Origin of the sequence: Gordonibacter sp. An230, assembly GCF_002159915.1 — a bacterium.
In the GTDB taxonomy this organism is placed as follows: domain Bacteria; phylum Actinomycetota; class Coriobacteriia; order Coriobacteriales; family Eggerthellaceae; genus Rubneribacter.
Window position 1 is genome coordinate 77,359 of sequence record NZ_NFJP01000004.1, and the last position, 13,671, is coordinate 91,029.

Annotated in this window: 11 protein-coding genes; 1 reads left to right on the top strand and 10 read right to left on the bottom strand. The window is 63.3% G+C overall.

Annotated features, from left to right (window positions below; genetic code table 11):
- The first annotated feature begins 280 nt into the window (after nucleotides 1-280).
- Entirely contained in the window at nucleotides 281-919 is a 639-nt protein-coding gene (lexA, locus tag B5F40_RS03325; RefSeq protein ID WP_087192960.1) for a transcriptional repressor LexA, read from the top strand.
- 559 nt (nucleotides 920-1,478) lie between these two features.
- On the opposite strand, the gene hflX is transcribed toward lexA, so the two are convergent.
- The 10 genes from hflX to rimO all read right to left on the bottom strand — a co-directional run bounded on the left by hflX (nucleotide 1,479) and on the right by rimO (nucleotide 13,668).
- The gene (gene hflX, locus B5F40_RS03330; protein ID WP_087192961.1) at nucleotides 1,479-2,795 is read right to left on the bottom strand and encodes a GTPase HflX; all 1,317 of its coding nucleotides are present in this window, start codon (nucleotides 2,793-2,795) and stop codon (nucleotides 1,479-1,481) included.
- A gap of 186 nt (nucleotides 2,796-2,981) precedes the next feature.
- Nucleotides 2,982-3,944 (bottom strand): tRNA (adenosine(37)-N6)-dimethylallyltransferase MiaA, encoded by a 963-nt coding sequence (gene miaA, locus B5F40_RS03335; RefSeq protein ID WP_087192962.1) that lies wholly within the window; start codon nucleotides 3,942-3,944, stop codon nucleotides 2,982-2,984.
- Entirely contained in the window at nucleotides 3,934-5,295 is a 1,362-nt protein-coding gene (gene miaB, locus B5F40_RS03340; protein WP_087193047.1) for a tRNA (N6-isopentenyl adenosine(37)-C2)-methylthiotransferase MiaB, read from the bottom strand. The genes miaA and miaB overlap by 11 nt, the downstream gene beginning before the upstream one ends.
- A gap of 7 nt (nucleotides 5,296-5,302) precedes the next feature.
- Nucleotides 5,303-5,647, bottom strand: a complete 345-nt coding sequence (locus tag B5F40_RS03345) for a stage V sporulation protein S (RefSeq protein ID WP_087192963.1) — start codon at nucleotides 5,645-5,647, stop codon at nucleotides 5,303-5,305.
- A gap of 139 nt (nucleotides 5,648-5,786) precedes the next feature.
- On the bottom strand, nucleotides 5,787-6,884 hold the full coding sequence (locus tag B5F40_RS03350; protein ID WP_087192964.1) for an ATP-binding protein: 1,098 nt from the start codon (nucleotides 6,882-6,884) through the stop codon (nucleotides 5,787-5,789).
- Between the two features lie 12 nt (nucleotides 6,885-6,896).
- Nucleotides 6,897-8,429 (bottom strand): ribonuclease Y, encoded by a 1,533-nt coding sequence (gene rny / locus B5F40_RS03355; protein ID WP_087193048.1) that lies wholly within the window; start codon nucleotides 8,427-8,429, stop codon nucleotides 6,897-6,899.
- Nucleotides 8,430-9,033: 604 nt separating this feature from the next.
- Nucleotides 9,034-9,450, bottom strand: a complete 417-nt coding sequence (locus B5F40_RS16565; RefSeq protein WP_239442889.1) for a regulatory protein RecX — start codon at nucleotides 9,448-9,450, stop codon at nucleotides 9,034-9,036.
- Nucleotides 9,451-9,775: 325 nt separating this feature from the next.
- Nucleotides 9,776-10,834, bottom strand: coding sequence for a recombinase RecA (gene recA / locus B5F40_RS03365; RefSeq protein ID WP_087192966.1), 1,059 nt, complete (start codon nucleotides 10,832-10,834; stop codon nucleotides 9,776-9,778).
- A gap of 306 nt (nucleotides 10,835-11,140) precedes the next feature.
- Complete coding sequence (gene pgsA / locus B5F40_RS03370) at nucleotides 11,141-12,292, bottom strand: CDP-diacylglycerol--glycerol-3-phosphate 3-phosphatidyltransferase (RefSeq protein WP_239442890.1); 1,152 nt, start codon at nucleotides 12,290-12,292, stop codon at nucleotides 11,141-11,143.
- A gap of 29 nt (nucleotides 12,293-12,321) precedes the next feature.
- A complete protein-coding gene (gene rimO / locus B5F40_RS03375; protein ID WP_087192968.1) occupies nucleotides 12,322-13,668 on the bottom strand; it encodes a 30S ribosomal protein S12 methylthiotransferase RimO in 1,347 nt (448 codons plus the stop codon).
- Nucleotides 13,669-13,671: the final 3 nt, after the last annotated feature.

Here is a 13,671-nt window from a genome sequence, read left to right on the forward strand (position 1 = left end):
GTATGCGCCTTAACGACCCGGCCAAACGATGCGATTCGCAAGCGATGCCCTGTGCACGCCAGCCGGGAAACGCGACAACGGCCCCTGTTCGCGGAGAAAACCCGAGGGTTTCCGACTTCAAAGCAGACGAACTCCAGGCAAAGCACCTCTCCTCGAAATTCTTCATTTTTCTCCCTCTTTCCTCTTGCGTAGAACCTTTGTTCGCATATATAATAGAACGAACAAAAGTTCATGTCAATACAAATCGATACATTTGTTCGCTTAAAGGAAAGGACGGGGAATGTCCGAGAAAGTGACGAAACGACAGCAGGCCGTGCTTGACTGCATCGAGGAGTGCATTCGGGAAAAGGGCTATGGTCCGACGGTGCGCGAAGTCTGCCAAACCCTGGGCCTCTCCTCCCCTTCAACGGTGCATGTGCATCTCAAAGCCCTCGAACAGAAGGGGCTCATCAAGCGTGATCCTCTCAAGTCGCGCTCCATTGCGCTCACCTACCCTCTTGAAGATGCGGCGCTTGCCACAAACGTAGTGCAACCAAGCTTCAACAAGATCGTGAACGTGCCGCTCGTGGGCAATGTGGCAGCTGGATCCCCTATCCTTGCCGAGGAGAACATCACCGACACGATATCGCTTCCCACCGACATCGTGGGCGACTCCCCTTCGTTTTTGCTCTCCGTACGTGGCGAAAGCATGATCGAAGCGGGCATCAACGATGGGGACTATGTCGTGGTGAAAGAGCAGCCGGTGGCGAACAACGGGGACATCGTCGTGGCTATCATAGACGATGGAGCGACGGTCAAGCGTTTCTACAAGGAAAGCGACCATATTCGCCTTCAGCCCGAGAACTCCTCCATGGAGCCCATCATCACAACGGACTGCTCCATCGCAGGAAAGGTGGTCGCAGTTTTCCGCCGTCTGTAGCCCGCGCAGTCTCTCGCACGAAGTCTGGCCACGCAGCTTTCGACAGCGGATCGGATCGATCCCCAGCGAAAGGACGATGGGCATGTCAGGCGCATTGAAGCTCGCAGAAGGCTGCCCGTGCTTTCCGCAATCGCACGGGCGCCTACTGGCTTGCATCCGTTCAGAGCGGATCGTTCCAAACGTCGGCGCGGCCAAACAGGTCGTGCAGCCTGGCGAGAACCTCTTGACGAGGCCGTTTCCGACGTCTGTCCATCAGGAATCGAGCGAGGCAATTCTGATAGCTGGGGAGGAGTCTAAGGCTCGATCATCCCGATTAAGCCCGACCCCACGCTGCTTGTAAGATCCATTCCGCATGCGGTGCTTTATCATAGCGTCCGTCCGCAAAAACCGTTTCCGCCCAGGATGGGCAGCCAATACGCCCCCCCCCCCAAAAAAAAAAAGATCAAAGAGGATGCGGCAAAGGGGGCTTCAGCCCTCCCCTTTTTCTTTCCCTCCTCGGTTATAGGGCGGCCATTTCCAGTCGCTCCATGCTCTTCCAACAGCACGGAGCGACCGTCGATCAGTCGTCACTAGTCGCGAAAGGACGGAACGCCTCCGCGAACGAAGGCGCGGCGAGCATGACGAGATGCGTGCCTTCCTCCTCATGCACTTCGGACAGGATTCTGCATCGTTCATGGGCGAGCGAGACGAGGTCGCCCCTTTTGTACGGCACGAGCACGTCGAGCCGTTCATCGCTCGCCGACGCCACGCGCGCGATATGCTCGATAAGCGTGTCGACGCCCTCCCCTGTCGCCGCCGACACGAACTGAGCTTGCGCGTAGCGCGCCCTGAGAGCGGCCATATCCTCCTCTTCGAGAAGGTCGCACTTGTTGAATACGAGCACCCGGCGAAGATCCTGCGCGCCGATCTGCCCGAGCACCTCCTCGACGGCGGTTATCTGCTCGCAGCGTTCCTCAGCAGAAGCATCCACCACTTGCAGCACAAGATCGGCTCCCGTGATCTCGTCGAGCGTTGATTTGAACGCCTCCACGAGCGTAGTTGGCAGTTTCTGGATGAAACCGACCGTATCGGTGATCGTGATCTCCCGGCCCTCAGGCAGCTCGAACCGACGTGTGGTTGAGTCAAGCGTGGCAAACAACTTGTCGTATGCGAGGACATCTGCGTTCGTCAATCGATTGAGCAGGCTCGACTTTCCCGCGTTCGTATAACCGGCCAACGCGACCTTGAACATGCCGCTTTCGTAACGGCATTCGCGCTGCACTGCGCGCACCTCGGAAAGGTGCGCGAGTTCGCGCTTGATGGAGGTGATCCGCTTGCGCACCATGCGACGATCGACCTCGAGCTGGCTCTCGCCCTCGCCAAAACGCGATCCCACGCCGCCTCCCATGCGGTTTGAGGCAAGGTGGGCCCACATGCCTCTGAGCCGTGGAAGAAGGTACTCGTTCTGGGCAAGCCGCACCTGCAAGCGACCCTCCTTGCTGGTTGCGTGAAGTCCGAATATGTCGAGGATGAGGGCGGTACGATCGATGACCTTAACATCGCGTCCTACCGTTTTCTCGAGATTCGCCTGCTGCGACGGGGTAAGCTCGTCATCGAGCACGACAAGATCGGCCGCGTGGGCGCGAGCGAGCTCGGCCACCTCCTCGGCTTTTCCGGCGCCGATGAAGGTCTTGGGATTCGGAGCCTCGAGCCTTTGAGAGGTCACCGCCACCACGTCCGCTCCGGCGGTGTCCACAAGGCGCTCGAGCTCGGCGAGCGAGGATGAAAGCGGCCATGCCGCACCCGGTCGGTCAATCCCAACGAGCACGGCGCGCTCGCGACGCTCTTCGGAAACGGTCATGGCGCCACGAGCGATAGCAGATTCGAATTCGGACATAAGACATCCTTTCCCTGATGCAACCGAAACGGCCGAAAACGACAAAGCACGATATTGAAAAGGTTGCCTCGGCTGCATGGACACCCCCGTCCGACGACGAGGGCGCAAACGCTTTGAAGCGCTCGCACATCATAGCATATCGACATCGCGCGGGCGCATTGGCGCCGCTTCGCAGAGGGCGCTCTGTTAACGGACGGCATCTCCTCTAAGCGCTTCGAGGGCCCGCTCGAGAAGGGCGTCCGAATCGCCGTCGTTCGCGTTGATCCAGCGGATGCGGGCATCTTTGCGAAACCACGTGCGCTGACGCTTGGCGTAGCGACGTGTGGCCGTCTTGATCTGCTCGACCGCCTGGGAAAACGACACCTTCCCGTCAAGCGCAGACGCAATCTCCTTGTATCCAATTGCCTGAGGGGCGGTGACGCCCTCGCGAAACCCCCTTGCGAGCAATCCGGCGACCTCGTCGACGAGTCCTGCCGCCATCATGGCATCCACCCGTGCATCGATGCGATCCTTCAGCAAGGAGGGATCCACCGCCAAACCAACGAACAAGGCAGGGACGACCTGAGGGATCGTTGCAAGCCGCGCCCGTTGCTCCGCATAGGAGCCCCCCGCCTCCAAAAGCTCGAGCGCGCGGGCGACGCGCTTCACGTCGCCCGCGGGAATGAGGGCCGCGCTCGCCGGGTCGCGATCTGAGAGCATTCGCCAAAGCGCTGCGGACCCTTCCCGTTCGACTATGCGCGCGCATCGCTCGCGAACGGCATTGCCCACCTGCTCACCTGCAGGAAACTCATAGCCATCGATGGCGGCGCGAACGTAGAACCCCGTGCCCCCGGCCAACACGACGCGCCTCCCACGCGCATCGATGTTCTGAAAACACTTTCGCGCATAGCGCTGGAACAGCGCAGCCGAAAACGGTTGCCCAGGATCGACGAGGTCGAGGCCATGATGGGGCACGAGCCTATCAGAAAATGGGATTTTACCCGTGCCGATGTCCATGCCCCGATACACCTGCATCGAGTCGGCACTCACCACCTCACCGCCCAATGCGAGCGCGATGGCCTGAGCAAGGTCGGTCTTGCCCGACGCCGTCGGACCGACCACACACACCACGGGAGCCCGCAGCATCATCGCAGCGGGATCAGCGACCATTCACGACCTCTCCTGACAGGTACCATGTCTTCGCCTCGTCGATGCGCACAGACACGATGGAGCCGGCGAGCGCCCTCGCCGTCGTCCCCGGGGGCACGGGGGCATGGACGGTCTGATTCTTAGGGCTCTTTCCTGCGAGCAACCCTTCGTCGCGCTTCGACGCGCCTTCGACGAGCACATTCACAATAGCGCCCAGATCGGCCTGGTTCGCCTCGAACGCACGCGATTGAACGAGGTTCACAAGACGGTCGAAACGTCCTTGCACGACCTCATGCGGTACCGCGTCCTCCATCTTCGCCGCCGGAGTTCCCTCGCGCTTCGAGTAGATGAACGTGAACACCTGATGGTAGCCGACCTCGTCCACAAGTCGAAACGTGTCCTCGAAATCTTTGTCCGTCTCTCCTGGGAATCCCACGATGACGTCGGTGGACAAGGCGATATCAGGACACGCCTCGCGCAGCTTCCTCACGAGCTCGAGGTAGTGAGCCCGGGTGTAGCGGCGGTTCATGGCCGCCAGCACCGCATCGGAGCCCGACTGCACGGGCAGGTGCAACGCCGGCATGAGGGAGCGAAGAGAGGAGAACCGCTCGATCACCCCGTCGGTGAGATCCTTCGGGTGGCTTGTGGCGAATCGAAGCCTCGCAACGCCCGTGGCGTCGAGCGCATCGAGCACTTCGTCGAACCGCGGCGATCCGTAAAGGTCGCGTCCATAGGAGTTCACATTCTGGCCTAGCAGCGTGATCTCCTTCACGCCCGCATCTACATAGCGCTCCGCTTCAGCCACGATGTCCTCGAGCGGCCTCGACTTCTCCCGTCCGCGAACGTAGGGCACGATGCAGTAGGAGCAAAAGTTGTTGCATCCGATGGTGATGGGCAGCCAAGCCGCCCAATCGTGCTCACGCGCCGTGGGCAACTCGGTTGGAAACGACGAGGCGGCGTCGAGCACCTCGACCTGGTGCCCCCCCTCATCGATGGCGGCCTCGAGCAAGCGCGGCAACGATCCGAGGTTGTGCGTGCCGAACACCACGTCGAGATGGGGCAGCTCTTCGACGAGCTTCTCGCCGTCCCGCTGCCCGATGCACCCCCCAACGGCGACGATGCGTTTCGATAGCGGCGTGCCCGTGCGAAGCGGCACGTTTTTAAGCGATGCGACCTGGCCGTACAGGCGCGTATCGGCCGCTTCGCGCACGCAGCAGGTCATGAACGCCACGATATCGGCGTCCTCGATCGCTTCGACGGGCAGCGCGCCAAGGCCCTCGAGCATGCCTGCGATGCGCTCTGAGTCGTGCTTGTTCATCTGGCATCCGAACGTGCGGATGCAGAACGTGAGGTTCGTGAATGGAGTCTGCATGGGCGTGTCAGCGGGAAACGGGGCGGGCATCGAACGCATCGTCGCCGGATGCGGCGACATGCGAGTAACGCGGCTCGACGGCGAAGCGGATAGCCGTACGGTACTCTCCGTCGATCACGATATCGGCGAACGAGGGAACGCAGACGATCTCTATGCCGACCGGCGACAGGAATCCGCGCGAGATGGCAATGGCCTTCACCGCTTGGTTCACCGCACCCGCGCCAACAGCCTGGATCTCAACGCACACACCGTCCTTCACCATGCCGGCGATGGCACCCGCCACAGATGCGGGCGACGACTTCGACGAAACCTTCAAACAGCCGACATCCGGCTTGCTACCGATCATGGACATGCATATCCTTTTTCGTATGGTCCGTTACACGTGCGTTTGTCTTATGTAATATGCCGTCGTGCGTTCACGGCGCAATTTGGCGCCTGTGTCATTCTACCCATTCCACGCATGGTTCGCAACCTGCGCATACGCCCGAACGTTAGAGCAGCTTCTCAACGGGGATGAAGACGCGGACCCCTTCCTTGCCCACGCGCACCTCGGGCCGCACATCGGGCACGAGATAATAGTCGCGCGCCAACGAGGCGAAGGCGTTCGTCACATCGGCGGTGAACCGCTCGAGATCGGCTTGGTCGACGCGCAGCCCCCGCGCGTCGCCGTTCCGCTTGGAGCGTTTCGGCGGTCTTTCCGTGCGGCTCCCTCCAGGCGTCCCCTCCCCCGCGATACGCACTCGGTTGACAAGCGGTTCGAGCGGCTCGATCTCGCCGTCCATGACGCGCCGCGCTGAACGTTCGGAGATGACCAAGCCGAGCCGTGCAGCCTCTTCGGCGAGGGAAGCCGGATCCGCCGCCGTCGCAAGCCGCTTGCACACGGGGAGTTTCGCGGAGTCCGTGCAGAACGCACGTGAAGCAGAAGTGAGCGATGAGAGGCCGAAAGCGTAGAGCGTCGCCGCCACGTCGGTGGCCGAACCCACGTAGACCGTGCAGGTGCGGCGATGCTCGAGCGCGAACTCGCAAGCGGTCCGCAGGATGTTCTTCGGACCGCGCACAGCGATGCTGCCCGACTCGGTGCGTTCGAACGTGGGAAAGGTGGATTGGTCGGTCTTCTCGCCGAGCCTTCCGAGATCCGTCTCCACGACAAACGACGAGCCCTTTCCCACGTCCGACGCGGCGATGCGCGCCGACACAGCGTTGACGGCGATGGAGTAGAGCGCCATGCCTCGCCCGTGCACGCCCCACTTGTCCATGTGCATGGTGTCGAGCTTGGAGGTGACGCGGGGTTCGAACACGCGCTCGTGCATGGCGGACGGTATCCCGTCCCCATCGTCGAGCATGACGAGACGGCGGCGGCGATCTTCGCGCGTTGCGGCCATGAATATGCTCGCGGCATGAGCGTCGCGGGCGTTCCTCAGCATCTCGATGACGATGTCCTCTGTCGCCCGGATATCATGAGCGGCCTGGCGACGCTCGGCCTCTGCGCTCCTCAAGCGAACGAAGCCATCTCCGAGGTCAGCCTCGACACGAAGATGGCCGTCGCCACACACGTTTTCTATGAAGCTCTCGAGCGCTTCGTCGACCATGCCGGACGCTTCCTATTTCGCGATGCCGATCGCTCGACTCTCGCGGATGACCACGACCTTCACCTGGCCGGGGTATTGCATCTCGTCCTCGATTCGCTGCGCGATGTCGTGCGCAAGCACCGTCGTGGCGGCCTCGTCCACCGTCTCCGGCTCGACCATAACGCGCACTTCGCGCCCTGCCTGAATGGCATAGGTGCGCTCGACGCCCTTGTAAGAGCTCGCTATCTCCTCAAGTTTCTCGAGGCGCTTCACGTACGCGTCGAGCGTCTCCTTGCGGGCGCCAGGACGCGCCGCGCTCACGGCATCGGCTGCTTGAACGAGCACGGCGAGCACGCTCGACGGCTCCACATCGTTATGGTGCGCCTCGATGGCGTGAACGATCTCCTGCCTCTCGCCGAAACGCCGCGCAAGGTCGGCCCCGATGACAGCATGGCTGCCCTCGACTTCATGGTCCACGGCTTTGCCCAAATCGTGCAGAAGCCCCGCCCGTTTGGCCGGAACCGGATCAAGCCCCAACTCGGAAGCCATGACGCCCGTAAGGTAGGCCACCTCGAGCGAGTGGTTGAGCACGTTTTGTCCATAAGAGGTGCGGTAGCGCAGCCGCCCGAGCGTGCGCACGAGCTCGGGATGCAGGTCGTGAATGCCCGTGTCGAAAGCGGCCTGCTCGCCAGCCTCCTGGACGCGCTGGTTCACGAACGCCTCGGCCTTGGCGAACATCTCCTCGATGCGCGCAGGATGGATGCGCCCGTCGGCGACGAGGTTCTCCATGGTCACGCGCCCTATCTCCCGGCGCACCGGATCAAAGCACGATATGGTCACGCATTCGGGCGTGTCATCGATGATGAGGTTCGTGCCGGTAAGCTGTTCGAACGACCGGATGTTGCGCCCTTCGCGGCCGATGATGCGGCCTTTGAGGTCATCCGAAGGGATGTGTATGGTGGACACGGTCGTCTCCGCCGAGTGATCGGCAGCCACGCGCTGAATGGCCAGGCTCAAGATCGAACGGGCCTTCTTGTCGGCTTCGGCCTTTGTGCGGGCCTCGGCATCGCGGATGATAGCCGCGGATTCATGGGCGACCTCGTCCTTGAGCGTGTCGAGAAGCTCCGCCTTCGCCTCATCCGGCGACATCCCGGCAACGCGCTCGAGGCGGCGACTGACCTCCTGCTCGGCAGCGCTCAGATCACGCTCGCGGCGGTCGAGCTGGCCTTGCTGGGATGATATCTGATGCTCGCGCGCATCGAGCGACTCCACGCGGCGGTCGAGCAGCTCCTCCCTCTGGGACAGGCGGCTTTCAGCTGCGCGCACCTCGCGCAAACGCTCTTTGTTCTCAGCCTGAGCCTCCTGCTTGAGGCGCAAAGCCTCGTCTTTCGCCTCGATGACGGCCTCACGGCGCAGCGTCTCGGCCTGCCGCTTCGCGTCGGACACCAGGGATTCGGCTTCTTGCGCCGCACGTTTGGTGGACGTGTTTGCCAGAAACCGGGTGACGACGAAGCCGAGGGCGATGCCGACGACGGCTCCGACGAGCAGCCAAACGATCTCAGTGATCTCGAGCATGCGCTCCCCCTTTCGTTCACATTGTCTGATAGTACGGTTGTCATAGTTTGCAATCATAAAAAATCCCGGCGAAACCGGGCATGAGCGAACGCACGCGATACGGGTGGCATCGTATGAACTTTTCTATAAAAAGTACCCTTACCGGGTACGCATCACTCAAGCTGTAACATATGATAAGGGTTGCAGTTGATTTGTAAAAGCCCCGTTGCCGGAAATATCTTCAAAACTCTCGGACGGAAAGGGGCTATCGGCCCTATGGGCAGCCGGCTCCTGCGACCCCGCCCTCCTCGGCGCCCGAGACCCGCGACCATCGACAGGGCTTCGCCGCAGATCGGAGGAACCGCGGCGAAGCGCCAGGCCACTCTCGCAAGCGACCAGCGCCCCCTCCCCAAAATCGTTCGAGCGCCCCGGCATGCACGGGGCCTCGAAGATCGCGCGGTCAGAATCACCAGGGCCGATCGCAAGCCCCTCGGGAATCGCGAGGATCGCACCAGCTCCAACGCCCGCAGACGTTCCGAGTCCTTTCTTCCGGGCCTCTTTCAAGGAGGAGGCGCCCTCCTTTGCCGCAAGCCGTTTCGGAATCATGCGCACGCGCTCAGGCATCCTTGGACTCGGTCCAAAGGCGAGCCGCCGATGCGGCGATGTCCGCCCCGAACCCCTTCTGCACAAGACGGCGATACGCTGCATCCCGTTGGTTCTTCGCGCGAGGGGGACGACGCTCGAGCAGCGCGAGCGCCCGCTCAAGCTCCCCCGACCCCTCCTCGTCGGCATCCGCGAGCGCTCCCACGCCCTCCGGATCGATGTCGAGGTCGGAAAGCTCGGACGCGATCCCCTGCCGACCGCGCCCTTGCGCCAAGCGGCTGCGCACGAGCACGTCGGCGTAGCGCGCATCGTCCACAAGTCCGCAGGCGAGCGCCCTTCCAACCGCCTCTTCGACGTCGTCGGGATCGAAACCCTCCCGCACGAGGCGACGACGTAGCGCGGTGCTTGCCTGCTCCCGCGAGGCGGCCAAGCGCTCGATCTTGCGAAAAGCGGCCTCGCGGCCTCCCGTGCCCCGGGACCTTTTCGCCCCACCCGAGCCCGCGGCGCCTTCCCAGCAACCTTCCGAACGTGCGACGAGCTCCGCGCCATGCGCTTCCGGATGGTCGAGGAAAGGCTCCGAATCTCCGCGACGTCCCGGCAAGGACGTTTCAAAATCCGCATCGCGTCCTCTCGAAGACAACGCGCGCACTGACGACGAACCGGTCGCGCGACTGCGGAAAGAGGAACCGCTGCCCTCTATGGCAGCGATCTGCGAACGCAGCCGCGCACGGAGATCTTCAGGAGCCTCGGACATGCTACTTCTTCTTCGCAGGTTTGGCCACCGGCGAGAACGAGTCGGCCTCCTCCGCTGCGCGCGCGACAATGGGGATGTCGAACGCCTCCCGCACCTTCGCCTCAAGCTCCTCCCGCAGATCAGGATTCTCCCTGAGCGTCTGCTTGGCGGCCTCGCGACCTTGACCGAGGCGCTCCTCGCCATAGGTGTACCACGCCCCCGACTTCTTGGCGACGCCCGCCTCCACAGCCATGTCGACGATGCACCCTTCGCGCGAGATGCCCTCGCCATACATGAGGTCGAACTCGGCTTGTCGGAACGGAGGGGCCACTTTGTTCTTCACCACTTTGGCGCGAACGCGGTTGCCCACGATCTCACCGTCTTTCTTGATGGAGTCAATCCGGCGGATGTCGATGCGCACGCTCGAGAAGAACTTGAGCGCACGACCGCCCGTCGTGGTCTCCGGGTTGCCGAACATCACGCCGATCTTCTCGCGCAGCTGGTTGATGAAGATGCACGTGGTGTTCGACTTCGAAAGCGACCCTGCCAGCTTGCGCAGCGCTTGCGACATGAGGCGCGCCTGCAGGCCCACCGTCGTGTCGCCGATCTCGCCTTCGATCTCGGCACGCGGCACAAGCGCGGCCACCGAGTCGACGACAACCGCGTCGATGGCCCCCGAGCGTACGAGCATATCGCATATCTCGAGCGCCTGTTCTCCGGTGTCGGGCTGCGAGATGAGCACTTCGTCGATATCCACCCCCAAACGCGCGGCGTACACGGGGTCGAGCGCGTGCTCGGCGTCGATGAAGGCAACGATGCCCCCCATGGCCTGCGCCTCGGCAAGTATCTGCAAGGCGAGCGTCGTCTTGCCGCTCGACTCCGGCCCGTACACCTCAACAATGCGCCCGCGCGGCACGCCACCGATGCCGAGGGCGGCGTCGAGCGGCAAAGAACCAGTGGGGATGACGCCTATGTTGAGATCTTGCCCGCCCTCGCCAAACTTCATGATGGAGCCTTTGCCGAATTTCGTCTCGATCTGATCGGTGGTCAGCTTGAGCATCTTCGATTTCTCTTCGTTCATGCGCTTCCTTCTCTTCCCCGGCCGTTCGCATGCCGACGACCTTGCTTTCGTCTTCTCCATTATACGAACGTATGTTTGTTAGTCAAGCAGATTCGCGAAACAAGCTTGCGCATCTCAGCATAGCGCCGTCATTCGACGCCCGCATGGCGTGTGTCCAGCGGAAACCCGCTTCGACCAGGTGCCGCTCCTTCGCGAGGACGATACCCGCGCGCCGCGCCCTCGACGTATCTCCAACACGGTTCCAGCATCGTTCCAACGCCCCTCCGGACGCCCCGAACATACGGGCCCCTCGCGCGATGCGCGCGGTCATAGGCGCGTCGAACCCTCCTCGAGCGATTCGAGCAGCGCCTTGAGCGCAGCGCGAACCGTCTGCTCGCGAACCTCGCGTCGTCCGCCTTCGAACGAAAGGAGGCGCGCTCGGCAACCTGCGTCGTCGGCCACGCCGAGCCACACCGTGCCCACGGGCTTGCCGGGTTCGGCTCCGCCCGGTCCGGCGATCCCCGTCACGGCCACCGCAACGTCGCAGCCGAGCTCGCGGCGCGCGCCCTCGGCCATCGCAACCGCTGTCTGCTCGCTCACCACGCCGAATCGCTCGATGTCGTCCGCATCCACGCCGAGCACATCGCGTTTGACCGCTGCCGCATAGCTCACGATACCGCCCCTCACCGCCTCGGAGCTGCCCGGAACATCGGTGAGCGTCGCCGCCACGAGGCCTCCCGTGAGGCTCTCGGCCGTACCCACCGTGCGCCCGGAGGCTCGTGCGGCATCGAGCACCCGCGACGCGAGCGCGTCGAGCGAGACTTCCGCGGCGTCGGCGTCAGGGGCCCCGTCGGCACGCGCGAGTCCGATGAGCCGCCGCGCCTTCGCGATGTAGTCGAGCATCGACACGACCGTCAGGACAAGCGCGATGACCATCACGCCCCAGCTCAAAAGCCATAGACCGTCCGAGAACGCCGCATGGACGCTCCCGGCCATATGACTGTCCTTCACGGTGAACAAAACGATGGCCACCATCTGGAACACGGTCTTGGCCTTGCCGTACCAGCTAGCCGCGATCACCGCGCCCTCGCTCGCCGCCGTCATGCGCACGCCCGAAACGATGAACTCACGCGCCAAGATGACGAGCACCACCCAGCTCGGCATCGACCCCAGCTCGACAAGCGCCAAAAGCGCTGCGGCGACGAGTATCTTGTCGGCGAGGGGATCCATGAATTTGCCGAAGTCGGTCACTTCGCCTCGACTGCGCGCCAGGTAGCCGTCCAGCCAATCGGTGCAGGATATGAGGATGAAAATACCTGCTGCGACAAGCTCCTTCGCATCGTCGGCCACCTGCGGCAGCCCCAGCCACTGGGGCCACGGGCTGATGAGGGCCACCACGAACACCGGCACGAGGCAGATGCGCACGAGCGTGACGATGTTGGCCGGCGTCCACAAGCCTCCGGCAGGCGTGGGCCCCACACAACGCGACCCTCTCGGCGACACGGGGCTCACTCCCCTTCCATCTCGTAGAGCAGCGTGTCGCCGATGCGCACGCGCACCACCTCGCCCGGCTCGCCGGAGGGGAGGTAGGTGACTCCGTCGACCTCGGGCGCCTGGCACATCGCGCGTCCGTAGATCTGCCCGTCCTCTTCCGCGCCCTCCACGATCACATCCATCTCCCTGCCGATGCGCGCTGCGATGCGAGGCGCGCTCGCAGCGTCCGCAACGTCGCGCAGGCGCTGCGCCCGCTCCGCCTTCTCGTCCTCGTCGACCTGCCCGTCCAAACGCGCGGCACGGGTGCCCTCCTCGCGCGAGTAGGGGAACACGCCCACGTAGTCGAACAGCCCTTCCTCCACGAAATCGCACAGCTCTTCGAAAAGCTCCTCGGTCTCGCCGGGAAAGCCCACGATGAGGGTCGTGCGCAGCGTCGCGTCCGGCACGCGCGAGAGGATGCGCTCGACAAGCCTTTCGAACTCAGCACGCGAACCCGTGCGGTTCATCGCGCGCAAGATCCCCGCATCCACATGTTGCAAGGGGATGTCGAAGTAAGGGCACACGTTCGCATGCTCCGCCACGACATCGAGATAGGCTTCGGTGACGCCCTCTGGCTGCAGGTACATGACGCGCAGCCACGTGTCCGGAAACTCCTCGGCAAGCGTCGAGACGAGCTCGGCCAAGCTCGAAGGCTCTTCGAAGTCCTCGCCCCATCTGCCTGTGTCCTGCGCGATGAGCACGATCTCGCGCACCCCCGCCTCCACATGCGACGAAACCTCCGAACGCACCTGCTCCAACGTAAAGCTTCGGTAGCGCCCGCGGATGAAGGGAATAGTGCAGTACGAGCAGAAACGGTCGCAGCCATCCGATATCTTCACGTAGGCGTACGGAAGGGCAGCCCGCGCTCCGCCCTCTCGCCCCTCCGCCGCGCCACCCAACGGCTCACGGCCCTCGCGGACGTCCGGAAGCGGAAGCGAGACGCCGAGGGCGTCGGCCATGACGACCGCGATGTCGTCCTCTCGGGAGCACGGCAGAAACGCGCGCGCTTCGACGAGCTCGTCAGCCAGATCGTCGCCGTAGCGTGCCGGCATGCAGCCCGCCACCACGAGCGGCGCACCCGCCTCGACGTTGGGCAGCCCGGCAGCATCGAAGACGGCCTCTATGCTCTCCTCGGTTGCGCTTTGGATGAACGAGCATGTGTTCACCACCACGGCATCGGCGAGCCCGGGGTCGTCGGCCAGAGCGAACCCGGCCTCGGCGAGACGTGAGCGCATGCGCGCCGTGTCGGCCTCGTTCTTCGCGCATCCGAGCGTGACGAAGGCAACGGAAGGTCGGCGCGCGCCCTCGAAGTTCGCACCCATGCG

What these genes read in the sequence shown, in the direction of transcription:
- lexA (WP_087192960.1), top strand. Translation starts at nt 281, where the DNA reads ATGTCCGAGAAAGTGACGAAACGACAGCAGGCCGTGCTTGACTGCATC.
- hflX (WP_087192961.1), bottom strand. Translation starts at nt 2,795, where the DNA reads ATGTCCGAATTCGAATCTGCTATCGCTCGTGGCGCCATGACCGTTTCC.
- miaA (WP_087192962.1), bottom strand. Translation starts at nt 3,944, where the DNA reads ATGGTCGCTGATCCCGCTGCGATGATGCTGCGGGCTCCCGTGGTGTGT.
- miaB (WP_087193047.1), bottom strand. Translation starts at nt 5,295, where the DNA reads ATGCAGACTCCATTCACGAACCTCACGTTCTGCATCCGCACGTTCGGA.
- B5F40_RS03345 (WP_087192963.1), bottom strand. Translation starts at nt 5,647, where the DNA reads ATGTCCATGATCGGTAGCAAGCCGGATGTCGGCTGTTTGAAGGTTTCG.
- B5F40_RS03350 (WP_087192964.1), bottom strand. Translation starts at nt 6,884, where the DNA reads ATGGTCGACGAAGCGCTCGAGAGCTTCATAGAAAACGTGTGTGGCGAC.
- recA (WP_087192966.1), bottom strand. Translation starts at nt 10,834, where the DNA reads ATGAACGAAGAGAAATCGAAGATGCTCAAGCTGACCACCGATCAGATC.
- rimO (WP_087192968.1), bottom strand. Translation starts at nt 13,668, where the DNA reads ATGGGTGCGAACTTCGAGGGCGCGCGCCGACCTTCCGTTGCCTTCGTC.